The organism is Luteolibacter flavescens, from assembly GCF_025950085.1.
Classification (GTDB): Bacteria; Verrucomicrobiota; Verrucomicrobiia; order Verrucomicrobiales; family Akkermansiaceae; genus Haloferula; species Haloferula flavescens.
This window is the reverse complement of sequence record NZ_JAPDDS010000004.1, coordinates 102,625-128,801: the sequence shown is the minus strand read 5'-3', so window position 1 is coordinate 128,801 and position 26,177 is coordinate 102,625. Positions and strand designations below refer to the sequence as shown.

The window sequence follows — 26,177 nt, the reverse complement described above, 5'->3', positions numbered from 1 at the left end:
AACCATACCATGGCCAAACAACTCCAATTCGACGAATCCGCCCGCCAGGCTCTCCTTCGCGGTGTCGAGAAGCTCGCCCGTGCCGTCAAGGCAACCCTCGGACCTGCCGGTCGCAATGTCATCCTCGACAAGAAGTTCGGCTCCCCGACCATCACGAAGGACGGCGTCTCCGTCGCCAAGGAAATCGAACTTGAGTGCCCGTATGAAAACATGGGTGCCCAGCTCATCCGCGAAGTCTCCAGCAAGACCTCCGACATCGCCGGTGACGGCACCACCACCGCCACCGTGCTCGCCGAGGCCATCTACAAGGAAGGCCTCCGCAACGTGACCGCCGGTGCCAACCCGATCTCCCTGCAGCGCGGCATCCTGAAGGCCACCGAGGCCATCGTCGGCCAGCTCAAGGCCATCTCCAAGGAAGTCAACGACACCAAGGAAATCGCCCAGGTCGCCACCGTCTCCGCCAACTGGGACGAGACCATCGGCAACATCATCGCCGATGCCATGGACAAGGTCGGCAAGGACGGCACCATCACCGTGGAAGAAGCCAAGGGCATCGAGACCACCCTCGACGTCGTGGAAGGCATGCAGTTCGACAAGGGCTACCTCTCCCCGTACTTCGTCACGGATGCGGAGAGCATGGAAGCCATCCTGGACAATGCCTACCTGCTCATCCACGAGAAGAAGATCTCCTCGCTGAAGGACATGCTTCCTCTCCTCGAGAAGGTCGCCAAGACCGGCCGCCCGCTCCTCATCATCGCTGAAGACGTCGAAGGAGAAGCCCTCGCCACCCTCGTGGTGAACAAGCTCCGCGGCATCCTCAACATCGCCGCCGTGAAGGCCCCGGGCTTCGGCGACCGCCGCAAGGCCATGCTGGAAGACCTCGCCATCCTCACCGGCGGCAAGGTCATCACCGAGGACCTCGGCATCAAGCTCGAGTCCGTCGAGCTCGCCGACCTCGGCTCCGCCAAGCGCGTCACCATCTCGAAGGAAGCCACCACCATCGTGGAAGGTGCCGGCACCTCCGACTCCATCACCGGCCGCGTGAACCAGATCCGCCGCCAGATCGAGGACACCACCAGCGACTACGACCGCGAGAAGCTCCAGGAGCGCCTCGCCAAGCTCGCCGGCGGCGTGGCCGTCATCAACGTCGGTGCTGCCACCGAGACCGAGATGAAGGAAAAGAAGGCCCGCGTGGAAGACGCCCTGCACGCCACCCGCGCTGCGGTGGAAGAAGGCATCGTCCCCGGCGGTGGCACCGCGCTCATCCGTGCGCAGGCCGCCGTGGGTGACCTCGGCCTCACCGGTGACGAGCTCACCGGCGCCGGCATCATCGCCCGCGCCGTGGAAGCCCCGCTCCGCCAGCTCGCCGCCAATGCCGGCCGCGAAGGCGCCCTGATCGTCTCCAACGTGAAGACGAACAAGGAAGGCCACGGCTACAACGTCGCCACCGACAAGTATGAGGACCTCATCGCCTCCGGCGTCGTCGACCCGACCAAGGTGACCCGTTCCGCCCTGCAGAACGCCGCCTCGATCGCCGGCCTCCTCCTCACCACGGAAGCCCTGATCACCGAGATCAAGGAAGAGAAGCCCGCCGCAGGCGGTGGCCACGGCCACGACCACGGCATGGGCGACTACTAAGTCGTGAGATGAATGACCGCGGCGGCAATCCTGTCGCCATGGGTCATTCGCCAGACATTCAGAAGCCGGACGGGAAACCGTCCGGCTTTCTTGTTTTCATGGGGAGTGAATTGGTTGATGGGCGGGATGCTTGCCCGGAGGGAGCGGCTGATGTGAAGAGTCGGACGGGTGCTATCGGACTGCTGCCCACGGCTATCCAAGCGGGCCAGTGGCCACGCGCTCCCAGGGACTCCCGCTGGGAGCGCGCGGCCACACTGGCCCGCTTGGCAGGTAGGCGCACAAGTCCCGCCATAACCTATTTCGACCACCGACCACCCCCCCATCCCTCCCCCCTTAAAAAAAGAAAGCCGAACGGTTTCCCGTCCGGCCTTCCTGCTATGGAAATCACGACTGGCTTACGGCAAGATGCCCTAGCCACGGACCCGCCCTGGACGTTCACGTCCCCGGCTTCTTCTCCGGCTCGATGAATTCATCCACCGCGCGGAAGTCGAGGAGCTTGGTCGTCGGATTCACGAAGAAGAAAACGTACGAACGCAGCTTGTCCTCCACCGGCCAGCGGGTGGTGCTCAGTGCCTTGTCCCCTTCCTTCTCGCGCACGCCGAAGCCCACGTCGTAGTACTTACCCTCCTTCGCGCCCTTCGGCGTGAGGGTCTGCCCCTTGCCCGGCTGGAGGATGAAGGTGGCCGTGCCCACGTAGCCGAGCACCGGCTTGTCGCCGTGGTTGTAGAAATACACGTCGCCCGCCTTGAAGGACGCATCCTCCGCGGAGATCACCACCGGCTTGTAGCCCGTGGCTCCCGGTATCAGCAGCACGATGAAGGACTTCCCGGCATCCGGCAGCGTCACGTTTGCCAGCGAGGTCTCCTTCCCCGTGGCCTGCTTCACGGCGAAGACACGGGCGGGCGCCGCCTGCGGCTCGGACAGGCTGTTCGTCCGGATGTCGAATGCCGCGGACTTCTCCTCCGGCGTGGCCATGAGCACCTGGCCTAGATCCGGTGGCATGCGCTCCGCCAGGAAGCGGACTTTCAGGTCGCCGGACTTGGGCTTGTCCTGCGCCGTGGCCACGGCGGACAGGAGCAGGGCGAATAGAGTGGCTAGGCGGTTCATCGGTCTTGGGTAAAAGGTGGGCTCGCTCACACTTCATCAGGGTGCAGCCAGCGGAAGGAGGTCATCTCGTAGCGGCGGCCGAAGGCACGGTTCGCATCGCGCGAGAGACTGATGATGGCCGTCTCCGGCTTGTCCTCCGGATCGACGAAGTTCCGGCTGCGCTCGACCGTCGCCTCGCACCAGGCACGCGCGAGCACCTTGCCGTCCTTGTCCACGCTCTCGCCGTAGGCACGGACCACGAAGCTGTCCGAGCGGGCGGAAAGGATCGGCGCGATCGGCGTCAGGATATCGCCCTGCTTCACCACGCCCGGCATGCCATAGCCCGCCGGGCCCTCCTCCGCCTCGGGGAAGGCGAAGCGCTTCGTCACCGTCTCCGCGACGGCGCGGTCGCCCTGCCTCCAGGCGGCATTGATGTCCACCTCGTCGGAATCCAGCGCATTCTGGATCGCCCCGGCACGCGCGAGATCCCGGTCGCTGCCGAGGCGGCGGTTCACGAAATCACCGAGCGAGAGGAAGGGCCCGCGCTTGCGGACTTCCTTCACGATCGCGCGGGCGAGCTGGTCGATCTCGTCCTCGGTGATCACGCGGCGGCCGATCCACTGCCGCTCGTCCTTGATCTGCGAGGTCTTCCCATCCGCGACCATGTCCACCGGCGACATCAGGCCCGCCACCGGCACCTCGCCATCGCCCGGCGCGGCGACGCTCTCGCGGCCTTCATTCGTGCGGGTCACGATCTCGCGGCCCTTCAGGCTGCCCAGCACGGCCTTCCATGCCTCCACGGAAGTCGAGTTCACATTGAACATGCCATCCACCCGGATCAGCGAGGCGGTGAGCTGCGTCGCGGCCTCCGTCGGATTCACACCCGCGAAGAGCTTCATCATGAGCTGGTTGATGTCCTCGTTCCCCGTCTCCGGCAGGTAGCGCACGGTCGGGAGCTTCGCGGTGCCATCCAGGAATTCCTGCGCCACCTGGCGGAGCGCGCGCGTCTTCGGCCCGAAGCTTGGGCGCTCCTGCGGCGCGATGCCGGAGAAGTACCAGTCATCCCACAGGTTGAGATTCGCGAGGTAAGAGTGATCCGCCACCGCGCGGCCACCGCTCAGCGTGCTCTCCACCTGGTTCGGCGCGAGGATAGGCGGAGCGACCGAATTCCCGATCGCGTGCGACACCTGCGGCAGCATCGGCTCGCGTGCATTCAGGCAGGCGTATCCGTCCTTCGGCTGGAGGATCTCGAAGCCATTCGCGCACGAGTGCTGGAGTGCCGCGAGCGAGACGATGGGCTCCCGCGGCACCGAGTGCGTCGTCACGAAGCTGCTGCCGAGCTGCGCATTCATCCCGCCGCCGAAGTAGGCATTCCCCGAGGGGCTGATCTCCAGCGCGCGGTTCTTCCAGCTATCCAGCGGATCCACCGTGTATTCGTACGGCAGCAGGTCGCGCTCCCTCTGGCTCAGGTCGTAGAAGTCCACGTGATGCGCGCGCGGATTGAAGCGGCCCAGGTAGCGCGTGCGCGCGGAGGCGTCCGTGCTGCCCTCCGTTTTCGCATTGTAGGAAAGGATCGCGATCGGTGACTTGCTTCCCGCGAGCTGGCCTGAGGACAGCGGACGGCCCATCGCCTCCGTGATCGCGCGGAAGACCTGCGGGTGCTGCTTCGCATTCATGCGTGCGGCGGCAGGCTTGTTGCCACCCGTGTTCTCCGCGCGCAGCTCGGTCGTCTTCACCCGGCGGTAGCCGAAGTCGAAGTCCACATACATCCCGCCGTAGCCGAGGCTGCCCTCGCTCTTCCCCTTGCGATCCCATCCCACGTACACCTCATGGTGCGTCGTGGAGAAGTGGCGCGTGTGCGTGCCGTAGCCCGGAGGCACCAGACCGGTGCCGGCGGATCCCGCCGTGTAGTTGTTCGGCCGAGCCTGGTAGATCACCGTGCTGTTCGCGGGCACGTTGACCTTGTTGCCGTTCTCGTCCTTCAGCGGGTAGCGCAGGCCGTTGCCGAAGTTGAAGCCCGCCTTTGCCTGCAGCGAGTGATTCACCCCGCCCGCGACCAATCCGTCCGACTGGGACACCTTGATCACCTCGCCGGGCTTGAAGACGAGTTGCTGCACGCCGTTCCCCGCGACCAGCGATAGGAAATTGCTGTCGCTGCCGGAGAAGGCGCGGATCAGCGGGCAGACGTAGGTCCTGCCGCCGACAGTCACGACGATGTCGTACGGGATCGACCAGTATTTCACCGAGAAGAACGAACTCGTCGGCACCACCACCGGGATGTCGAGCGGGTTCCAGAAGGTGATGACCGGGTCCATCACCACGTTCAGCTCGTTCTGGCCGTTCACCACCTCGGTCTTCAGCGAGAGCACCACCTGGTAGCTGGTGATGACCGGCTGCTTGAAGTAGAAGTAGCTGTCCGCCACGCATTTGCTCGGGCCATCGGCCACGAGCAGGTGCGGGGTATTCGAGGGCAAGGTGCCGCCGGTCGTGTAGCGGTAGCTGCCGTTCGTCTTCACGTCCTTGTAGAGCGTGTAGTAGGCCCACAGCTCGTGGAGATTGATGCCATTCTCACCGCCGGAGCGGTAGAGCACGTTGGTCGCGCGGGCCGTGGTGAGCTGGCTGTTTGCCCGGGCGGGATCGCGCTCGAGCTGCATCGAGAGATCCTTGCGGAAGCCGCCCGTGCGCTGGTTCGTCAGCAGGCCGGTGGAGAAAGGAGCGATGTCATGGAAGAGACCGCGCGGCGAATTCCGGTCGGTCGCGAGAAAGGCGGACTGCTGCCAGCCGGTCACGAGCGAGACCTTCGGGTCTTTCAGGTCGAGCTGGGCGAAGGGCTTCTCCGTCCCTGCGGAGACGTATTCCACGGCATTCCGCGGCGCTCCCTGCAGCGACGAACGCACGGCGGCCACGGAGGTTTCATTCGACATCGGCGGCGTGGCCATCGCGGCCTTGATCCCCTGGTCACCCGTCCACCAGCCGATGCGGGAATCGCCACCCGCCAGCGAATCCACCGTGAGCGCGGGCACCCTCACCTCGCTCTCCGGGCGGTTGCTACCCACGGTCCCGGCACCCACCAGCGAGATCTCGCCCTGGCCACCTGCCGAGCCGCCCTTCGCCGCATCCACCGTATTCAGCGAGCGCGTCTCGCCCGACACCAGCCAGGTCAGGAACTCCGGCGCGGGCCGCGTCGTGGAAGTCGTGCCCCACGAGCGATACACGCCCGTCCAGTGCCGCTGGCCCGGTGCGGCGGCGCTCTCCGAGCCATCGCCCGTGCTGAGCTGGTCCGCCGCGGTCGTCACCCGCTGGTCCGGCCCGGTCTGCTTCTGGAGCTGGGCGATCGCCAGCGACAGCGCCATCCGCGCATTCGCACGCGCCTCGGCCAGGTCCGACTCACGGGACGAGGTGGCCAGCGACAGGCTGGACAGTCCCAGCAGGCCGACCGCCAGGACCGTCAGCAGGACCATCAGCGAGAGCGATATGACCAAGGCAAAGCCTCGGGGCTGGCGCAAAAAAGCGACAATGAGGGCGCGAGGGCGCGGGTTTTTCATGGGTTTCGGGCAACTTGCGTTTCGGATGTAAATACACACCAAAACCTGTCTGACAACTATTCTGTTGCTCCTGACACGAAAATTTCCCGCTCACTACCAACAATCTCGGCCGATTTGACATACAGATTCCTGCCTCCGGAGGGTAGGTCCCCGCTGCCCCTTGTCCAAAAATCGACATCTCCCGCTCCCGCCCACACATGCGGGGCGAATGAACCCCCATCCCCCGTACAGCAAGAATGGGAAGCCGCGCATTCCGCAGCTTCCCATCCCGCTCTTGTTAGAAAAATCGCCGCCACGAATGCGGCCCCGCATCAGAATTCGCAGTGCCCCGGCGTGCGTGCGAAGGGGATCACGTCGCGGATATTCTGCATGCCGGTGACGAACATCAGCATGCGCTCGAAGCCCATGCCAAAGCCCGCGTGCGGCACGGTGCCGTACTTCCGCGTGTCCACGTACCACGAGTAGTCATCCACGCTCAGGCCGTGGCGCTCCATGTTGCCGAGCAGCACGTCCAGACGCTCCTCGCGCTGGCTGCCGCCGACGATCTCGCCGATACCCGGGACCAGCAGGTCCATCGCGGTCACCGTCTTGTCGTCATCGTTCAGGCGCATGTAGAAGGGTTTGATCTCCTTCGGGTAGTTGAAGACCGTCGTCGGCTTCTTGAAGAATTCCTCGGTCAGCCAGCGCTCGTGCTCGCTCTGGAGATTCAGTCCGTACTCCACGGGATACTCGAAGGTCTTGCCGGACTTCAGCAGGATCTCCACCGCCTCGGTGTAGGAGACGCGCTCGAAGGGATTCTCCGCGACGAATTCCAGGCGCTCGCGCAGGCCCTTGTCCACGAACTTCTCGAAGATCGCCAGATCGCCGTCCTGCCCGTCCAGCGCTTCCCTCACGAGATACTTCACCATCGCCTCGGCGAGATCCATGTCGCCCTGCAGGTCGCAGAAGGCCATCTCCGGCTCGATCATCCAGAACTCCGCCGCGTGGCGCGAGGTATTGGAATTCTCCGCGCGGAAGGTGGGGCCGAAGGTATAGATATTTCCCAGCGCCGTGGCGAAGAGCTCGCCCTCGAGCTGGCCGGAGACGGTGAGGTGCGCGGCCTTGCCGAAGAAATCGTCCTCGATCTTTTGCTTCGCGCCGCCGATCGGATCGAGCGTCGTCACGCGGAACATCTCCCCCGCCCCCTCGCAATCGCTCGCGGTGATGATGGGCGTGTGGACGTAGTAGAAGGACCGCTCCTGGAAGAAGCGGTGCACCGCCTGGCTCATGCGGCTGCGGATGCGGAACATCGCGCCGTAGAGATTCGTCCGCGGGCGCAGGTGGGCGATGCTGCGCAGGAACTCCTGCGAGTGGCCCTTCTTCTGAAGGGGAAAGTCATCCGGGGCCTCGCCCAGCAGACGAATCGAGGTCGCCTGCACTTCCCACGCCTGGTTCCCGCCCTGCGAAGCCACCAGCTTGCCCTCCACCGCGACGGATGCGCCCGTGCTCATCTTTGCCAGCAGCTCCGACCCGGAGATGCCCACGTCGGCAATCACCTGGAGATTCCCCGCACAAGAGCCGTCATTGATTTCGAGGAAGGAGAATGCCTTCGAGTCCCGCCGCGTCCGCACCCACCCCGCGGCATGGATGGAATCGGACGGAGCGGTCGAGCGGAGCAAATCACGGACGAGAGTGCGCATGGCGGAGTTCTAGCAGGGGCCGTGGCCGCTGCAAGAGATCCGGCGACGAACCAACCGCAGGCAGCTCCCGCTACTCCGGCGTGAGCGACTTCCGGTCCACGATGAACTCAATGACTTCATCCGGCGGACGGGGCATGATGCCGATCTCCACCTTGTCACCCGGCTCCAGGTCCCCGGTCCAGGTCCCCGACCATTTGAAGGTCGTTTCCCCGGAGCTTGACGATTGATTCGATCCCTTGAATCCCACCGCCCCGGACGAGCGCTCCCCTCCGTTCACGAATACCACCGGCATCCATTCCTGCCATCCTCCCCACAGAGCTTCCGCAGCGCTCTTTTCCGCCGCATCCTTCCACGCCCCTTCCAGGGAGATGGTGAACTGGCGGGATCCAGGATAGAAGGAGTCCTTCGCTTCCTCCACGGCACCGAGCTCCAGGGATTGGATTCCCAGGTCCTTGCTGGCTGCCCCGTGATCGATCGTCGTCCCGTCCGCCGAGACCACGCCTCCGCTGAAGATGAAGCCGACTCCTTTGCGAGGCATCGGATAGGACTCGGTGTAGCGGATCCGGTAGAGGAACTTGAACTGATCTTCATCCGGAGGCATCGGGTAGCCTGAGGAAAGATCACCCGGGCCCCTGACCCATATGCCCCGCTCCGAGCGGGTTCCCCGCGCGCCGGCCACCTCGCCCACCCATCCGGAGACCGGCGAAAACGATCCATTGCTCGGAAAGTCCGATTGGAAGTCGATGTCCGGCACCAGGCACTTGCCCTTTCCCGGAACCGTGACCTCCCACACCTTGCTGAAGTTCATCTTCCAATGATCTCCCGATCTCGACTGCGGCAGTGGGACAGCGGTCCACGCGGCGGGCGCGACCCCGGCCACGGGATTCGGCATGCGGAATTCCTCAGGAGGAAGACCGGAGCGTGTCGCTTGGAAAACGAGTTCCTTCCCTCCCCGCGGCCACCCGGCGAAGGATGTCGCGCCGCGTCCCTCCGGGTCGTCGTCCGCTCCGAAGGTAGCGCTGCCGTCGAGCCACTCGCCCGCCCCATCGGAAAGGCGGAGACGGAGATCACCGGACTCCATCGCCGCGGCCGGGACCACCTTCCCCGTGGCATCCAGATAGCGCAGGGACATCACCAGACTCCCTGCCGAGTAGGAAAGGCGAACCCCGGCGAGACGTTTGCTCAAAGTGAAGCGCTCGATCTCGAGGTAGTCCCTGTCCTGCCCGAATGACGTCGTATTCCTCCCCGTGGACGATGCGCCCCAACCTCCCGCGGGCTTCGACATCACGCCATCCACCCACGCACCCTCGGCGATACCTAGGATCTCCAACACCGATCCATCGTCGAAGCGCACCGTCGCCTCCGGTGCCCGCAGGTCCATCGCATGCGAAGCCCCGCCGCCGGCCCCCAGCGGAGCCGACCTAACAAACCACCATCCCGCCGCAGCCAGCACGATCAGGATGACAACCAGACCGGCAATCCGGGATGAACCATGCTTCATCCCGGGATCTGCTCATCTTGAGGCGAAGTTGACAAGTCGCTGCCGTCCCGAGTGAAGGGTGAGGCCCGCTTCTCCGTGTCTCCCCGGGCGATCCTCCTCGATCACCCATTGTCACGGATAAGAAGCGGGCCTGACACTGCACTCGGAACACACACACCATCGCAACCGCCGGAAGGCCCGCTGCCTCCGTCGCGGGAGGCAGCAGGCGGAAGTTCATCTGCTCAGGGGATCGTCACCTTCAACCGGCCAAAGCGTGCCGTGGCATTGGGAGAGGTGATGACGTGCTCGCGGCGGCCGTTCACCGCCGGGGCCACCGTGGAGGTCGCGGTGCCGGGCCACCCCGCCACACCCGTCTGCCGGGCCACCGACGTCCACGCGCGGAGATCATCGGACAGCTCGATCTGATAGATCACGTCGGCGGGCAGGTTTTCCGGCAGAGTGAAGCGCAGGCGCAGGCGTCGCTGGCCGGAGACCTGCACCACCTCCGGCGTCACGCGGGAGAGGCTCAGGTCATTCGCCCGCGGATCGGAGCCGAAGGCATACTCGATGACATTCGACACGCCATCGCCATCCGGATCGCTATCCTGTCCCACGATCGACGGGTCCCCCGCTTCCTGCGGCGTGAAGTGCTCCGCGACCCACTGCGAGTAGCCCGCGCTGGGCAGCCACTGGACGCCATCCACCCACGCGGCATCGGAGCCCGCGGTGCCCGAGGCATTCTTCACATAGCGCCAGCGTACGACATGCTCGCCGGGCTCGATGGCATATGTCTTCGCCGCCCAATCGACCTCGCCGGTGATGCGGCCGGTCTTCAGCACGCCATCGACGAGGAACTCCAGGTAGTCGCCGGATTGCGATGAAACCTTCCACCAGAAATTCATCTGGCCCGGTCCCCTCACCGTCGTCTCCATCCACGCCTGCTGGCTGTGGCCGATGGGCGCGCTCTGCGCCGCATCCGTGCCGTCCTTGCTCGTCACCGTCTGGCCCAGCCAGATCCCGTCGCCACCCGTGGTGATGGCGAGCGGCGTATCCAGCGCCTCCGGCAGGCTCACGCCGAAGTTCGCCGTGATGTTCCTGTTCTCCATGATCGCGAACTGCAGCGGATTGCTCGTGCCCGTCGCACCGACCGACCAACCGGTGAAGATCAGCCCGGCATTCGCCGTCGGCGTCAGCGTCACCTGCGTGCCCCGGTCATACTTCGGCAGGTCCGGCGACTTCGCCACGCTGCCGAAGTTCGCGTTCACGTTCAGGAAGTACTTCGCCGAGTTGATGTCGTTCGGGATGGTGCCGTCGGTGAATTCCACCGCATTCGTCACGCCATCGCCGTCCGGATCCCCGGCACCGTTCTGGCTGAGATTGCCGAAGTACTGCCGCTCCCACGCATCGAGCAGGCCATCGTTGTCCTCGTCCTCCGTCGTGGCATTCACTCCCGCCACGTTCACCTTCACCGTCGCGGGACTGCTGCCGTTGTTCACGATGCGCAGGTAGTAGGTCTGCGAGGATTGCCATGGCCACCCGGTCGCGGTCAGCGCCTGGTTCAGCGTGCTGTTCGCCACCGTGCTACTCGAGTGCTGCGTGCCCGTCGCGCCGGGCAGCGTCCCCTGCTCCACGCGGATCTGCACCGTGGCCGGATGTATGGAGGTCCACTTCAGGCGCGTGGCCTCGGCCGGCGCCCCGATCTTGTAGTAGGCGCTGCCGCCTGCCGCGATGGTGGTGTCGATCACCCCGTTGTAGAAGCTCACGGGCGTCGCCACCGGGGCGCTGCCGGTCGTGGTGCTGGTCACGCTGAAGGTCGCATCCGTCGTCGCGCGGAAGCCCGCATAGTACGTGTGTCCCGGGCGCAGCGGCGGCGTATTGAAGCCATACACCTGCGGCGGATCGTAGCCCGCAGCCGTGTACGGCCCCTGGTTCTTCGAGTCGGAAGCCCAGCTCTCGATCACGCCGTTGGACGATCCCGTGCCGGAATTCTGGCCGGAGGGCACGGTGTCGCGCACCCACATCACCACGTCGCCCACCTGCTGCGTGAAGCCCAGGTTCCAAGTCGCCGGCGCATCCACCGGCACGGTGAAGCGGTAGTAGCGCCAGTCGCGGCCGATCAGCGTCTGGTTGGTCACGCTGGCATTCGCGAGGTCGAGGTCGGTCACGTTGCCGGTGGAGGCCATCAGGCGGTAGCGGGCATTGCTGCCGCCGCTCGCCTTCACGCCGAGATACCAGCGGCCGGGGCGGAGCTGGCGCTCCGAGGTGCCGTCAAAGGGCACCCAGTTCCCATACTCGGATCCCACGTCCTTCATCTCGCGGTGGACCAGCGAGGCACCTCCGGACGCCCCGCCATTCGCATCGTGGTCGGTGGTCGGCACCCCGTCCTCGCGGATGAAGAGATCCGGATTCCCGCTGATCGCACGCAGCTCGGTGCGCAGCAGGCCGGAATTTCCCTGCGGCACGTCGATCGCATACACGTGCCAATCGTCCTGGCCGATGTCCACGCCGCGGTCGCCGGGCAGCGGATTGCCCGAGCTGTCGTTCCCGCTGTCGCCGAAGGTGAAGTTGTGGCCCGCGGGCATCTGCCATGCCGGGCGCTCCAGCGTCACCGGCTGGCTCGTCAGCGTGTAGTTCGTCAGCCCCGTGGCCGCGACCTCGATGAACCACGTCTCGTCGAAGGTGAGGAAAGGAGGTACGATGAGTGCCGTATTTCCCGTGACCGTGATGCCGGTGCCGGTGTTCCCCCAGGTCTTGTAGATCTTCAGCGTGGTGTCTCCCTGGGCGTGGTTCACCTTCAGGATCCAGCCGAGCACCGGCTGGCCGGACAAGGTGGCGGGCACGCTCACCTCGTAGAATTGCTTCTGGCCGTTGGCGAGCTGCTTGGTGTCGCTGTGCGAAAGGCCGTTGCCATTCTGGCTGGCGGCGAAGTTCATCGCCGTGCGCGGCCGCGCCACGATCACGAGGTCAGCCGTGGCATCTGGGAAGACTCCCGTCGGGGAATCGTCCGCACGCACCGTGAGGCTGTAGGTTCCGGCCGGGGGATTCGGCACGGTGATCAGGCTGTCCGCGATCACGCGACCGAAGCCACCCGCAGGAGCCGCGGACTGGCCGCCACCCGTGCCGAATTCATTCACGGTGGTATCCGGGAAAGGAAGGCGGTTTCCGGAGATCAGCGCCATGCGCGGCGCACCCGTGCGGTTGTTGAGCTGCACCTCCAGACTCACCACGCCCTCCGGCACGGTGAATTGATAGCCCTTCACCTGCGCCCCCGCGAGCGTCACCGCACGGGTGATCGGCGCGAGTTGTGCCGTGCCGAGATCGGTGACGGCATGGCTGCCGCTGCTGGCGAGCGTCCCGCTGCTCGTGCCGGTGCCGATCGTGTCGCTGGCCGGTGGATTCACGCCTTCCGAGACGACCGCGAGGTAGTAGTCACCCGCGACGATCTTGTCCTGGTTCTCCGGCGGGAGCAGCAGGTAGCGCTCGGCACCCGCCTTCTGCACCTTGATCTGCCGGGGTCCCGCGGCATTCTGCAGGTTCCCGTCGTACACCGCCCCGAAGTCCGGGATGTATCCCTGCCGCGCCGCGACCAGCGCCTCGCCGGATGACGGCGTGTAGGTGAATTCCCAGCTCGGGGTGGCTTCCGGAATACTAACCTTGTAGTAGGCGGCTTCGCGCGGCACGAGGCTATTCACCGCGACGCTGCTGCCCGCGGCGAAGCCGAGCGTGCCGATCGGGATCGCATGGCCCTCGCCGATGAAGCGGCTCTCGATGGTGTAGGACGACGCCTTGCCACTGCCGCCTGCCACCGGATCGGTGCCGCTGTTGATGATGCCGAGGTAATACGTGCCCGGCTCCAGCGGGCGGCCCATCGCCATCACCAGCCGGTCATCCACGGCGCGGCGCGAACCGCCCGTGACGTCGAAATTGCGGCCCGTCCAATCGGTGGTGCTGCCCCACTGGTGTCCGCTCGGCCAGGTGGCGGAGCTGGATGCGGTCCACGTGCTGCCCGCACCGTTGTTCGTGCCGGTGCCGGACGGCACCTGGTCGCGGCGGATCGCCCAGTTCAGGTCGCCGCCGGTGATGCCCTTCACCCGGAGGTCCCAGCCCGCGATGCCGGCAGGAACCTCGACGCGGAAGTACTTCCACGAGTTCGGACCGTGATCCGTGACCTGCGTGGTGCCGCCGCCGAGAGGAAGATCCTGCGGCACGTTCGCACGGATCACCAGCCGTGCGCTCGCCGCATTCGTCACGTCGTCCGCGCGCACCGTCGCCGTATAGACACCGGCCGGCGGCGCGGTGATGGTCACGAGTCCCGTCGTCGTGCGTCGCGCCAGGCCTCCCGCGGGAGTGGTGCTCTGGCCGCCGCCGATGCCGTAGTCCTGGGCATAGTTGTCGGGCTCGGGGATGCGTGTCCCGGACATGAAGGCCATGAAGGCCTCGCCCTGCCGGTTCTCCAGACCCAGCTCCATGCTGATGGTGCCCACCGGCACGGTGAATTGATACGCCTTCACCTGCGCGGCCTCCAGCTCCACCTGCCGCGTCGTCTGTGTCGCGCTGATCGTGCCGAGATCCGTCACCGCCATCGGCTCCTCGATCCGGAAGGTCGCGCTGCTGTTGCCCGTGCCCGTCACGGATGAATGCGGCGGATTCACCCCCTCGCTCACCACCGCGATGTAGTAGTCGCCCGGGATGATCGCGTCCTGGTTGTCCTGCGGCAGCAGGAGATAGCGCTCCATGCCGGTGCGCTGCATCTTCGAGGAGCGCGGGCCATTGCCCGAGATATTCCCGTCGTCCGCGGCAGTGAAGTCCGGCAGCACGCCACGGCGCACCACCATCATCGCCTCGCCTGCGGTCGGCGTGAGCTTGAATTCCCAGCGCGGCGTATTCGGCGGCACCGTCACCTTGAAGAAGGCGGCCTCGCGGCGAGGCAGGTCCATGACCGAGACACTGCTGCCGGTGGCAAAGGGGATCTCGCCCACCGTGACCGGCTGCCCGGCACCCACGCCGCGGCTCTCCACGGTGTAGTTCGCGGGAGCACCGTTCACGCCGGTGAGCGGGTCGCTGCCGGTATTGTTCAGCACGCCGACGATGTAGGTGCCCGGCGTCAGCGGGCGGCCCATCGAGGCGAAGAGGCGACCACCGACCGGACGGCGCGGATCCGTCGCGCGGTCGTAGTTGCGGCCGGTCCAATCCACTCCTGCGGCCCACTGATAGCCACTCGGCCAGACCGTCTCGGAAGAGGGATTCCAGCTCGATCCCGCACCGTTGTTCGTGCCCGTGCCATTCGGCAACAGGTCGCGGCGCACCACCATCTGCGGCAGGCCACTCGTGATATTCGCCAGCCTCACATCCCACGCCATCACGCCGTCCGGCACGGTGACCTGGAAGTAACGCCACGCACCCGCCGTCTGGTTGCTCACGGTGGCGGTCGCATTGAAATCAAGCGGCACGGGAGCATTCGCCGTGATCGTCACGTCGGTGCTCGCATCGACATATGCCGACCCCACCGTATCCGCACGCACGGCGAAGGTGTAGAGACCGGGGATGGGATTGGGGATATTCAGCAGCGTGCTGGTCGTCGTGCGGCCCATCCCTCCGGCGACGGATATCGTCTGCCCTCCACCGAAGCCGTAAGCCTGCGCCCAGCCGTCCGGCTGTGGGATGCGCGGCCCGCCGATCAGCGAGAGCACCGGATTCCCCACCTTGTTGTCCAGCCGCACCTCGAGCGCGGCGGTCCCGGCCGGCACGGTGAATTGATACGCCTTCACCTGCGCGGGTGCCAGCCCCACCGGCTGCACCACGCCTGCCGCGGTGGCCTCGCCGATGCCCAGGATGGCCAGCGGCCCGCGGCTCGTGAGCACGGCGCTCGATGGACCGCTGCCCGTCACACTCGAATGAGGAGGATTCAAGCCCTCGGCGATCACGCCGATGTAATAGTCGCCGGGAAGGATCGACGTCTGGTTGTCCGGCGGCAGCAACACGTAGCGCTCGTTGCCCGCGCGCTGCACCCTCACCTCGCGGGAATTGTTCCCGGTGCTCTGGACGTCGCCATTGTAGGCCGCGCCGAAGTCCGGCACGGTTCCACGTCGCATCACCAGCGAGGACTCGCCGGACACCTGCTCGAGCGTGAATTCCCAGCTTGGCGTGTTTTCCGGAATACTAACCTTATAGTAGGCGGCCTCGCGCGGCGCGAGATTGTTCACCGCCACCGAACTCCCCGCGGCGAGATCCAGCGTGCCGATGGGAATGTCCAGGCCATTGCCGATGGCGCGGCTCTGCAGCGTCACCGTTGCGGGCTGGCCGGTGCCGCCGTTCACGGGATCCTTCCCGTCATTGTAGATGCCCACGTAATACGTGCCGGGATTCAGCGGACGCCCGGTGGCCGCGATAATGCCGTCATTCATCTCGCGGCGCGCCGTGGCAGTGGTGTTGTAGGGGCGTGCGGTCCAGTCATTGCCACCGGCCCACTGGTAGCCGCTCGGCCAGGAGGAGTCGCCGGTGGCATTCCAGTAGCTGCTTGCACCGTTGTTCGTGCCCGTGCCGGATGGCAGGAGATCCCGGCGCACCACCATGGTGCAGTCGCCCCCGCTGGCATTCACCAGGCGCAGGTCCCAGCCCTGCATGCCGCTGCCCACGTCGATGCGGTAGTAGCGCCACTTCAGCGCCGGGATGTCCGCCGCGATGGTGCTGCTTTGGAAAGCCACGGTAGGCGGCGAGATCGGATTTGCCGTGAGGGTGAAGCCACCGAGCGGCTGCTGCGGGAGGAAGACGCCCACATACCACACGTCCGCCTGGTGGTTCACGCGCTGGATGAAGCCGTTGGTGCTAGATTCATCGAAGTAGTCCGAGTTCGTGTCGGTCACGCTGGCGGCACCGCCCGTGCGCTTCTGCCAGCGGCCGGGGACCTTGTTCCGCCGCAGCGCGAGCTGGGTGCCGGGAGCATGGTTGGAAAGCTGCAGCTCCCAGCCGAGCGCACCCACCTGCGAGGGGATATTCGTCAGCGCATAGAAGCGCCATCCGGAGCGGGCCGTCTGGTCATTCACCTTCGTGTCGGTGAAAGAAAGCGGCGTGATCACCGGATCGCCGTTCTTCAGGGTGAAGGTGTAGGGCGCATCGCCCCAGGTGGTGATGTACCACGTGCCGTCCGTCAGATAGTTCGGCACCAGCGTGATGCCTTCCGTGGCATTGCCGGGGCTGGCGGAGAAGGCCTCGTTGTCGTACTCCGCGGGCACGCTGCCCTTCCTCACGGCGATGTCCGGATTCCCCGCCACCGCCACGGCGCTGATGTCCCACGCGATCTGGTCCACCGGCACCTGCACGCGATAGACGCGATACGGTGCGCCGGTCACCGCTACATTCGGGACCGTGCCATTGTAAGCGAGGTCGCTCACGAATTGGATCCGCGAATCGAGACCGACGACCTCGCCCGCGGGTGCCATGACGCTCGCATACCACGTGCTGGTGCCTGCACCGATGACCGGCGGCACCGCCAGCATGCGGCCCGCCTGCTTGCGCGTATAGCTAGCCGTCGCATTGTGAAAGGGCAGCTTGTTCGAGCGCAGCGCGATCTCGCGCGTGCTGCCGCCGAGCCACAGGCTCCAGCCGGGCGTGCCTGCGGGCAGCACCGACTTGTAGAAGCGGATACCTTCCGGAGGCATCGGCGCGGCCGGACTATCCTGCGGGGCCACCGCCTCGCCGATGTCGTATTGGCCGTTCGAGTTCGCATCGGTGAAGGGCAGCGTGCCGAGGTCGTGCACATACGGCCTGCCGCTCACGATGCTCCACTGCGCACCCTCGGTCGCGAAGACCATCAGGTTCCATTCCTCGTTCGCGTTGAATTCATCATCGCGCAGCACCAGTCCGTCGGAGCCGGTCTGCGTCGAGCTGAAGGCACTGCTGCTCGTCGTCGGCAGCGCCGCCTTCGACAGGTAGAGCGAGGCTTCTCCCGAGGTAACGGCAAGGCGCGTGCGCCAGCCGCCGAGGTCCGATGACTGCGTGGTCACCTTGAAAAAGTGGCGCCCGGCCCGCGTGTTCGTCTTCGCCACGATCGCCGTGCCAGCCTCCGCCGTGCCCGGGTCCCAGGTGAGCGTGGTGACGACCGGCTGCCAGTTGTCCAGCACCACAGAGGTCGCGGTGTAGTTCACGCGGAAGGAGCCGCGGTCATTCGCCAGCGTGTAGCGCGATCCATTCGGCAGGCCCGCGAAGGTGCCCGTGAGGCTGCTGCCCTGGAGGATCGTGAAGGTATTCGCCGGGGTGATCGTGTCGTGGAAGTTCCCCGTGATCTCGAGCTGCAAGGTGCCGCCGACGGTGACCGCACCATTCGACGTGATCTTGTCGTGCGTGGCTCCAGCCGAGGTGCCGCCGATCTCGATCTGCGTCGTGGATCCGCCCTGCAGCACCAGCGTGCCATTCACCTGCAGGCCACCCATGGCGGTCGTGGAAGCCGGTGCGATGCGGCCCGCCACATCCAGTGCGGCGGCGACCGTGCCCGTCATGTGCAGCGACGCACCGGAGGCGATGGTGAAGGACGAGCCCTTGATTTCCCGCGAGCTGACGATCGTGCGGAGCAGGCCGTTCTGCAGTGTCACCGCGCCTGCACCTGCATTCAGGTCGGCACGCAGCACCATCTCCTCGGTGGGATTCAGCAGCACGGCACCGCCATTCGTGGTGATTGATCCCGCATTGCTGATGCTGCGGCCCGCATTCAGCGTCAGCGGCATCGCGGCGGATGTCGCGCTGAGCGTGGTGCCGATGGAAAGGTCGCGGACGGCGTTGAAAACAAGCGGGCTCGCGAGGGTGCCGGAGTTCCTCGTGAGCGTGGTATTCAGCGTGATGTCGCCATTCCCCGCGGCAGCGCTCGCGGAGTTGATGGTCACGCCGGTGCCCGCATTGAGCTGGCTCTGGATCGCGCTCGTCTGGACGTTCGCCGCGTCAGCCGTCGGCGTGAAGACATTCGGATTCGCGCCGCTGAATGAGCCACCCGTGGTGACCGTGGAGGATAGGGTCACGTCGCTCGCGGCATGAAGTGCCGCAGGCAGCAACAGCGACATGGCTATGGCAGCAGATAATGGGAAGGGATGCATGATCTAACAAACCGGTCAGGGTTCCGCGCGACATCGGGTCGCTTGAATCAAGGCGGGTGACCGGCGGATTCCTTGGCAAATACCCCGAAAAAAATTCGCGCGTCCATTTCCGGATGCCGCGTTACACCTTAAGTTCCATCCATCCCTCGCCACACCCGCCACCCGCAAGTCGCACACTTCCAACATCATCAGACACCCGATAGGAATATCTCCCATGCATCTTCCCGGTCACCCGTAAGGGGCACGCAACCGGCATCACCCACCGGTTGAATTTCTTCCCCTGTTCACGAAGACTTCACCGCGAGCCTCCATGCAGACATCCGTGAACCTGCAATTCCTCGCACGCTTTCCAAAGCAACTCGGCTACTGGTCGCTGCACTGCACGCTGAATGCGCTGCCGAGCTTCTACATCGCCTTGGTCGGGCTCAATCTGGCGAAGCAACCGGTGGCCATCGTCGCCATGCTGGCGGCCATCGCCACGTTCATCGTCCTCTATGCGACGCTCACCTCATTGCCCGGCCCGCTCGAGGACCGGTCTTCCCTCCTGTCGCGGGCGCTCTGGCTCGGCACCAAGATCCGCACCTGGATTGCCTGCCTCTCGCTGCTCCTCGTGCCCGTCCAGGGTTTCTTCCTAATGCCGGACTTCTGGTGCGGCTGGGCTGCCGTGATCGTTCAAAACTGGATCGTCGACTCGCTCGGCCTGTGGCGGCACGGGCTGGGAATCGACCGCGGCGGCGATTCCGAAAGCTTCTTCGCCGTCTATGCCACCACCATGCTGGAAGGCTTCATCATCTCCTTCCTGCTGCTCTTCATATCCTTCTGCGTCCTCCTCGTGCTTCAGGCGAAGGAGCGTCGCCGCGCCTTCGCCGAAGCACTAGAAAGATAGTAGCAAGGCTCAGCGCAGCGGATTCGGAGCCACGCCTTCCACGGTCATCTTCACCGGCTTGATCAGGCCCTTCTCGTCGAATTCCAGCTTCTCGATGCACGTCTCGCGGTGGTCGCGCGTGTTCACGCCGATCGGGCGGCGGTGATAGACGATGTAGTACGAGTCGTCCTTCGTGTTGTGGATGATCGAGTGGTGACCTGCGCCGCGGGCGATCTTGTCATCCTGCTCCAGCACCACGCCGATCCGCTCGTGCGGGCCGAAGAGCGAGTCGGAAATCGCATACGCCACGCGGTAGTCCGGGCCGGTCCAGCCACCCTCGGACCACATGAAGTAGTACTTCCCGTTCTTCTTGAAGACGAAGGGACCCTCGACATAGCCCTTCGGCGTGATCGAGCGGTAGGTCTCACCATTCTCGAAGGGCACGAGACCGGTGAAGTCGTCCTTCAGCTTCACGATGTTGCAGTGACGCCAGCCGCCGTAGATGAAGTAGTGGCTGCCATCGTCATCGCGGAAGACGAAGCCGTCGATGGGCTGCGCGCCGTGGTGGAACTTGTCGATGAGCGGCTTGCCGATCAAGTCCTTGAAGGGGCCCTGGGGCTTGTCCGCCACGGCCACGCCGATGCCGCCGGGATCCTCGTTGTTCTGGATGTCGTTCGCGGAAAAGAAGAAGTAGAACTTGCCGCCCTTCTCAATGATCGAGGGCGCCCACATCGCCTTGTTCGCCCACTTGACCTCCTTCGTATCCAGCACCTTCTCGTGCTTCGTCCAGGTCTTCAGGTCGGGCGAGGAAAAGGCGTCGAAGTGCGTCTGATCCTCGTAGGCCGCGGAGAAGGTCGGGTAGATCCAGTACTGGTTCTGGAAGATGATGCCTTCAGGGTCGGCATACCAGCCTTCGAAGACGGGGTTGCCGGCTTTCTTTTCTTCAGCGGATGCCAGCGACGCGAGGGCCACGGTGGCGGAGAGTGCGAGTTTTGAGATCGATGTCATACGAGGTACCGGGTTCATTACTGAAACACGTTTGCACCTCTGGCAAGCACCCGAATCCCTCGATATTATTCCCACAAATCTCCCGAATCTCACATTCGGGAGACCGGGGGCCTCGCTCACTCCATCGTGCTGATCGCGCCGTTCGAGCGGATCGTGCGGTTCAGGATGAAGGAAACGCTGCCCAGATACTCCGGGGCTCCTCCATTGAAGGGCGTGATGGTCAGCACCTCGATGGTGTATTCGCCATCGTCATCCACCAAGTTGTCCAGATCGCTGATCGCGAGCTGCGCATTCTGCGGCGCGTGGGTGTTATAAGAGAGCACCGTCGATGGGACCGGGCGGCCGACGCTGCCGGTCGCCTGCTTGCCCTTGTAGATCTGGGCGTAGGTGATGCTCTTCGGGTAGAGGTCGCGTAGCGTGATGCTGCCCGCGCGCGGGACATCGTTGTAGGTCTTGCCCGCGTCGATGCCCTGGATGGAGCCCTCGGCCACCGGCCAGATGGTCACGGTCGCCTTGCCCAGCTCGGACTGCACCGTGCCGGCATCCGGGTGCATGTAGACGGTGAATGCCTCCTGGCCCACCACCTTCGTCGGACGCTCGCCCGGCAGGCGCTGCAGGATCGCATTGTCGGTGAAGGTGCCATTCTCGCGGAAGGTGAAGCTGTCCGCATAGGTCCCGGACGTGCCGGTGGCGGCGTAGGTCGTGGGATTGAAAAGCTGGTAGCTGCGGCGCACCTGCAGCTTCTTCAGATACTCCGGCGCGGTGGCCGAGGTGGACATGCCCGAGATGACGATGCGCAGGCCGTAGGGCTTGTCCGCACGGGTGCGCGGCGGGAAATAGGGATCCTCGGAGAGAGCGGTGACCGTCACCTGCGGCAGGAAGGTGCCCACCGTCTTCTCATCCAGCTTCTTCAGCGTCTTGGTATTGTTCGTACCGGTGACGGTCGTGTAGAGCTGGAAGATCGCGGTCTCCGCCGTCAGCGGCTTGGAGGTCACGCTGCCCTCATCCGTGGTGACGGGCATGTCGTAGATCACCGTCGCGCCTTCCACCGTCTGGATCTGGCGGATGAAGTCCTGGGCGCTCGCCGCGGAGGCCAGGGAAAGGATCGCAAGGGAAAGGAGTGCTTTCATGATGCGGGCGGATTCCTGGGGGTCAGCGGGTGGCGGCAGGAGGCGTGGCCGGGGCGGCCGGTGCCTTCTTGTGAACGGAGATCGGATTCCCGCCCACCGTTCCGATAAGGATCACGCCGCTCTTTTGCGCGGCTTCCAGTCGCTCGGGCTTGATCGCTTCCTTGCCGGATGCCTCGGCGAGCGAGACCTCGAAAGGAGCCACCACCGCGCGATAGCGGGCGGCGAATTCCGTCCACAGCACGATGTTTCCCTTCAGCTCCGTCACCACGTTCGCGCGGTAGCGCTCCGGCACGTGGATGATCGCGCCCTTTGGCACCAGCGTCACCATGCCGTCGAAGGTGATGAACTCGGAGTTCTTCTCCAGATCCCAGCCCTTCGGCTCGGAGCCCGCCTTGGCAAAGCCGCCGAATTTCTCGTTCTGCTGGCGGGCCTTCAGGTCGGCATCCGAGACGGCCTTGCCGACGGGCGGCTTCAGGTCCTTCGGCAGGTGCTCGATTCCGAGGCCGCCGGCATCCTTTGGATCGGCATGGCCCACGGCGGAAAACAGGGCGGTGAGAAGCAGGGTGAGAGCGGGTGATTTCATGGCAGCACGGCCCCTATAGCCTATTACTGGTTCGACAGGAAGACCACTTCTCCGCTCTGGTCGTAGCCGGTGAAAGGAGGCGTCTGGGCGGTGCCACCGGTGCGGTTGATCTTGTAGCCCACCGGGGTCACGTTGTTCCGGAGGATCGCGGCGCTGGTCACGTTCAGCGTGCCGGTCACTTGGGGGGCGGTGACGTTGTATTCAGCCACCACGTAGAAGAAGCCGTTCGGGTTGCGGTTCGGGATCGCCGAGTCCTGCGAGCCGGCCAAGTGGAAGACGAGCGTCACTTCCGGGTAGCCGAACTTGGTGGTGCAATCCCAGGTCTCACCGAGGAGGCGGACGGGGCCGGTGGTGGCGCCCGGGCGGTCGCCGGTCACTTCCAGGCGGCGCGGGTAGTACTGCGCCCAGTTCACCTGCAGCTTCACGGACGAGTAGATGTTCGTGCGGTCGCCGAGGCCACCGATCCACCAGCCCTTGCGGAAGCGCTTCTGCGCATCGGCAGGGTCAGGGAAGGCACCGTCGCACTGGTCGCCCAGCGCCAGGCTGCCGGCCACGCCGAAGATCTTGTAGCCGTAGGGGCGGCCTGCGTAGCTGCCGACGCCCATGCCGTGCGAATTCAGCAGGATCGGCGAGGCGAGGTGAGGCGCCCAGCAATACACCTTGGCGCCGGTGTTTGCCTCGAGGGCAGAGAAGGACAAGAGCAGCACAATAGCTGCCCTGATAAGGGTGGTGATGTTCATGGCTGGGGAGAGGCTGAGAACCGGAGCGCCTTCAACTGGGGAAGTTGTGGGACTGACACTCCGGTCGAAGCGCTGGGGAGCGCTTCACCTGCACGAAAAGTAACACGGACCCGGGGTAAACAAAGTACGCGAACACGTAGTTTTTGACCGATTTTCCCCCTCTCTTTCCGAATTATCCCGCTGTTAAGCGTTGCAAATCGCCCGAAAACCCCACTTTAGCCACTGATTTCCCGTATTTTAGGAAAAACGGCAATACTGAACGTCAGCTCCCGAGGAAATCCTTCAAGCCCCCGAAAAAGTTGTCGAGTTCCTCATCATCCGCCTCCGCACCCATGATGTCGTCATAGGTCGTGTGGATCAGGTATTCCTCGTCCAGCTCCGGGATGAAGCTGCTGGCCTGGCAGGACACCTGCTGACCCCACTTCATGCGCATCATGCAGTAGGTCATCGCCAGCTTCTGCTGGGCGCGGGTGATGCCCACGTAGAGCAGGCGGCGCTCCTCGTCCTTCGTGCCCTCCGTCACGCTGCGCTGGTGCGGCAGCACGCCTTCCTCCAGTCCCACCAGGAAGACGCTCGGGAACTCGAGGCCCTTCGACGCGTGCAGCGTGATGAGCGTGGCACCGCTCTTCTTCTCCAAGTCATCATCCTCGCGGTCCGCGGATAGGGCGCTGTCATCCAGGAACTTGCGGATGCTCTTGCCGCGCTCGATCGCCTTGGCGAGCTCGGACACGACTTCGGCGAGACCCTCGCCCCGCTGCGTCTTTTCCTGGTCGGTCTTGCAGCCACGCTCCAGCCACGGGAGATACTCGATCTCGTCGAGGAACTCCTTCAGCACCAGATTCGCCGGCATCACCTTCGCATCGATCTTCATCTTCGAGGTGAGGACCTGCGCGGTGAAAGTTTCGATCGAGTTGCGCACCTTCGTCCCGAGCTGGCTCAGGAACCCCTCGTCATTCAGGGCCCGCCACACGCTTGCACCGATCTCGCGGCTGTAGTCCGTGGCAAGCATCGCGGTCGCCTGGCCGATGCCGCGCGGCGGGGAATTCAGCACGCGCAGCAGCGGCACGTCCGCCTCCGGATCATCCAGCAACTCTGTATACGCCAGCGCGTCCTTCACCTCGCGGCGGTCGTAGAAGGACTGCGCGCCCACCATGCGATACGGGATCTTCCGCTCGCGCAATGCCTCCTCGATTTTGCGGCTCTGCTTGTTCGTGCGGAAGAGCACCGCGAAGTGCTCCCACGGCAGATTCCCGCGCGCCTTGTCCGCCAGGATCTCCTCGGCGATGAAAACGGCTTCCTCCTCGTCTCCCGGCATGCCGACGAGCCGCACCGGCTCGCCCCCGGCGATGGTGGACTTCAGCGACTTCTCGCGCCGCCCCGCATTCCGCCGGATCAGGCTGTTCGCCGTGTGCAGGATGGCGTGCGTGGAGCGGTAGTTTTCCTCCAGCAGGATAACCTTGGGACTCGGGAAGAAGCGCTCGAATTCCAGGATATTCGCGCTCTCCGCCCCGCGGAAGCCGTAGATCGACTGGTCGTCATCCCCCACCACGCAGACGTGGTACGGCGGCCCCACGAGCTGCTGCAGTAGCTTCATCTGCAGGCCGTTCGTGTCCTGGAACTCGTCGACCGTGACGCGCTTGTAGACACTGCGGAAATAGTCGCGCACGTCCTCGTGCTCGCGCAGCAATTGCTCGGCGAGCAGCAGCAGGTCGTCGAAATCGACCGCGTTCTGCGCGCGAAGTTCATTCTGATAAGCGACGCCCAGCGAGGCGAAGAAATCGTCCTCCAGATCCTGCGGCGGGATGCCACGGTTCTTCGCACGGGAGATCTCCGCCAGCACGGCCTCCGCCTTCACCTTCTCGTCGGTGCCGCCCATGCGGACCACGAGCTGCTTCATGATGCCGACCTGGTCGCTGCCGCTGCAGATGGAGAAGTTCTTCTTGTAGCCCAGCTTGTGGATGCCGCCGCGCAGCAGGCGCACGCACAGCGAGTGGAAGGTGCAGACGGTCATCGCCTCGGCCTTCTTCTTCGAGACCATGCCGCCGATGCGCTCCTTCATTTCCGCCGCCGCCTTGTTCGTGAAGGTCACGGCCAGGATATTCTCCGGCGCGATGCCCTGCTGGAGCATGTTCGAGATCCGGCAGGTCACCGTGCGGGTCTTGCCCGTCCCGGCCCCGGCCAGGATCAGCACCGGGCCATCGAGGGAGGCCACGGCGTCCCGCTGGGCCTTGTTGAGAGAGTCGAATGAGAAGCCACCTGCCATTGCGCGGGCGGGATGGAAGCGGGCCGTGCGGGTCTTGGCAATGCGCCTCAGGTCCCCCGGCCGAAATGGCATCGACTTTGCCATTTCCGATGGCATTTTCCCCTGCCATGAAAGCCACCCTCACCGTGGACAAGGCGGGCCGCATCATCCTGCCCAAGCCGATCCGCGACCTGATGCACCTCTCCGCGGGGTCGAAGCTGGAGGCGGAGATCGTGGGCGGGCGCTTGCAAATCACCCCGGAGGAAGAGGAAGACCCGCCCTTCAAGATGGTGGACGGCGTCATGGTCATCCTCGGCGGCGGCCCCACTCCCGGCGGGCTTGAAAAGGCGGTCCGCGACGAGCGCGACGCGATGATCCACCGCGGCAATCGCACCCCATGACCTACCTCGACACCTCGGTCCTGATCGCTGCCGTGCTCGAGGATGAGCCTCAGCATCCGGCTTGCCTTCAGGCAGTGCAGTCAGGCGGCTGCACCTCCCACCACTCCCTGCTCGAGGCATTCTCGATCCTCACCGGCGGGCGGGCGGCGCGGAAATATTCCCCGGCCTTCGCCGCCCGGCTGATCGGCGTTTCCTTCGAGAAGCAGCTCAAGTCCATCTCGCTCACCTGGCAGGAGACCCACGCCATGCTCGCGGAAACCCAGGCCCGCGGGATCCGCGGCGGCGCGATCTACGACTACCAGCACTTGGTCTGCGCGAGAAAGGCCGGTGCCACCGCCATACTGACCCTGAATGTGAAGGACTTCCTCTCCTTCGCACGCGAGGGAGACCCGCAAGTCAGATCACCCTCTTGATTGGATCGCTGGCTCTTTTGAAAGGAGCATGCCCCTTCACCACCAGCGGATGAAGTCGATCAGCTTGTGCCACACCTCGTCGCCAAACATCGCGGCGGCAGTCGCGATCAGCCCGGTGACGACCAGCCACAGGGCGAGGAAATACCAGCCGAGCCTTTCAATGTAGGGGAACCCCAGCAGCGCGACGATGATCCCGAAGAACACCGCCGCGCAGACGAAGCGAATGATGAATTCCGGCCGATCCCGGGGAGGAGTCATGAGCGTCAGACTTCAAAAGGCAGGGC

At 64.9% G+C, this 26,177-nt stretch carries 15 protein-coding genes; 4 read left to right on the top strand and 11 right to left on the bottom strand.

The features are described 5' to 3' along the window. Positions 1-9 precede the first annotated feature (9 nt). Positions 10-1,638: a chaperonin GroEL gene (gene groL, locus OKA04_RS08510; protein ID WP_264500725.1), complete on the top strand. Its 1,629-nt coding sequence runs from the start codon at positions 10-12 to the stop codon at positions 1,636-1,638. Positions 1,639-2,073: 435 nt separating this feature from the next. Here groL and OKA04_RS08505 read toward each other — a convergent pair whose 3' ends face one another. From OKA04_RS08505 to OKA04_RS08485, 5 genes are all read right to left on the bottom strand, one after another. Continuing rightward, positions 2,074-2,745, bottom strand: coding sequence for a hypothetical protein (locus OKA04_RS08505; RefSeq protein WP_264500724.1), 672 nt, complete (start codon positions 2,743-2,745; stop codon positions 2,074-2,076). Between the two features lie 26 nt (positions 2,746-2,771). Then, on the bottom strand, positions 2,772-6,230 hold the full coding sequence (locus OKA04_RS08500) for a helix-hairpin-helix domain-containing protein (protein WP_264500723.1): 3,459 nt from the start codon (positions 6,228-6,230) through the stop codon (positions 2,772-2,774). Between the two features lie 350 nt (positions 6,231-6,580). Next, positions 6,581-7,948, bottom strand: a complete 1,368-nt coding sequence (asnS, locus tag OKA04_RS08495; RefSeq protein ID WP_264500722.1) for an asparagine--tRNA ligase — start codon at positions 7,946-7,948, stop codon at positions 6,581-6,583. Between the two features lie 70 nt (positions 7,949-8,018). Beyond that, positions 8,019-9,449 (bottom strand): hypothetical protein, encoded by a 1,431-nt coding sequence (locus tag OKA04_RS08490; protein WP_264500721.1) that lies wholly within the window; start codon positions 9,447-9,449, stop codon positions 8,019-8,021. Positions 9,450-9,670: 221 nt separating this feature from the next. Beyond that, positions 9,671-18,478, bottom strand: coding sequence for an InlB B-repeat-containing protein (locus OKA04_RS08485; RefSeq protein ID WP_264500720.1), 8,808 nt, complete (start codon positions 18,476-18,478; stop codon positions 9,671-9,673). 343 nt (positions 18,479-18,821) lie between these two features. Between OKA04_RS08485 and OKA04_RS08480 the strand changes: the two genes are divergently transcribed. Continuing rightward, on the top strand, positions 18,822-19,397 hold the full coding sequence (locus tag OKA04_RS08480) for a hypothetical protein (protein ID WP_264500719.1): 576 nt from the start codon (positions 18,822-18,824) through the stop codon (positions 19,395-19,397). A 9-nt stretch (positions 19,398-19,406) separates the two neighbouring features. On the opposite strand, the gene OKA04_RS08475 is transcribed toward OKA04_RS08480, so the two are convergent. The 5 genes from OKA04_RS08475 to OKA04_RS08455 form a co-directional block, all read right to left on the bottom strand. Further along, positions 19,407-20,384, bottom strand: coding sequence for a glycoside hydrolase family 43 protein (locus OKA04_RS08475; RefSeq protein WP_264500718.1), 978 nt, complete (start codon positions 20,382-20,384; stop codon positions 19,407-19,409). A gap of 116 nt (positions 20,385-20,500) precedes the next feature. Continuing rightward, complete coding sequence (locus OKA04_RS08470) at positions 20,501-21,514, bottom strand: hypothetical protein (protein WP_264500717.1); 1,014 nt, start codon at positions 21,512-21,514, stop codon at positions 20,501-20,503. 22 nt (positions 21,515-21,536) lie between these two features. Further along, the gene (locus OKA04_RS08465) at positions 21,537-22,097 is read right to left on the bottom strand and encodes a hypothetical protein (protein ID WP_264500716.1); all 561 of its coding nucleotides are present in this window, start codon (positions 22,095-22,097) and stop codon (positions 21,537-21,539) included. 23 nt (positions 22,098-22,120) lie between these two features. Then, a complete protein-coding gene (locus OKA04_RS08460) occupies positions 22,121-22,837 on the bottom strand; it encodes a hypothetical protein (protein ID WP_264500715.1) in 717 nt (238 codons plus the stop codon). Between the two features lie 262 nt (positions 22,838-23,099). Then, entirely contained in the window at positions 23,100-25,172 is a 2,073-nt protein-coding gene (locus OKA04_RS08455; RefSeq protein ID WP_264500714.1) for an ATP-dependent helicase, read from the bottom strand. 35 nt (positions 25,173-25,207) lie between these two features. Here OKA04_RS08455 and OKA04_RS08450 point away from each other — a divergent pair, with 35 nt between their 5' ends. Both OKA04_RS08450 and OKA04_RS08445 read left to right on the top strand, forming a co-directional pair. After that, entirely contained in the window at positions 25,208-25,480 is a 273-nt protein-coding gene (locus tag OKA04_RS08450) for an AbrB/MazE/SpoVT family DNA-binding domain-containing protein (RefSeq protein WP_264500713.1), read from the top strand. Beyond that, positions 25,477-25,893, top strand: coding sequence for a PIN domain-containing protein (locus tag OKA04_RS08445; RefSeq protein WP_264500712.1), 417 nt, complete (start codon positions 25,477-25,479; stop codon positions 25,891-25,893). Before OKA04_RS08450 ends, OKA04_RS08445 begins: the two co-directional genes overlap by 4 nt. Positions 25,894-25,929: 36 nt before the next feature. Here the strand turns inward: OKA04_RS08445 and OKA04_RS08440 are convergent, their stop codons facing one another. Then, positions 25,930-26,151, bottom strand: coding sequence for a hypothetical protein (locus OKA04_RS08440; RefSeq protein WP_264500711.1), 222 nt, complete (start codon positions 26,149-26,151; stop codon positions 25,930-25,932). Positions 26,152-26,177: the final 26 nt, after the last annotated feature.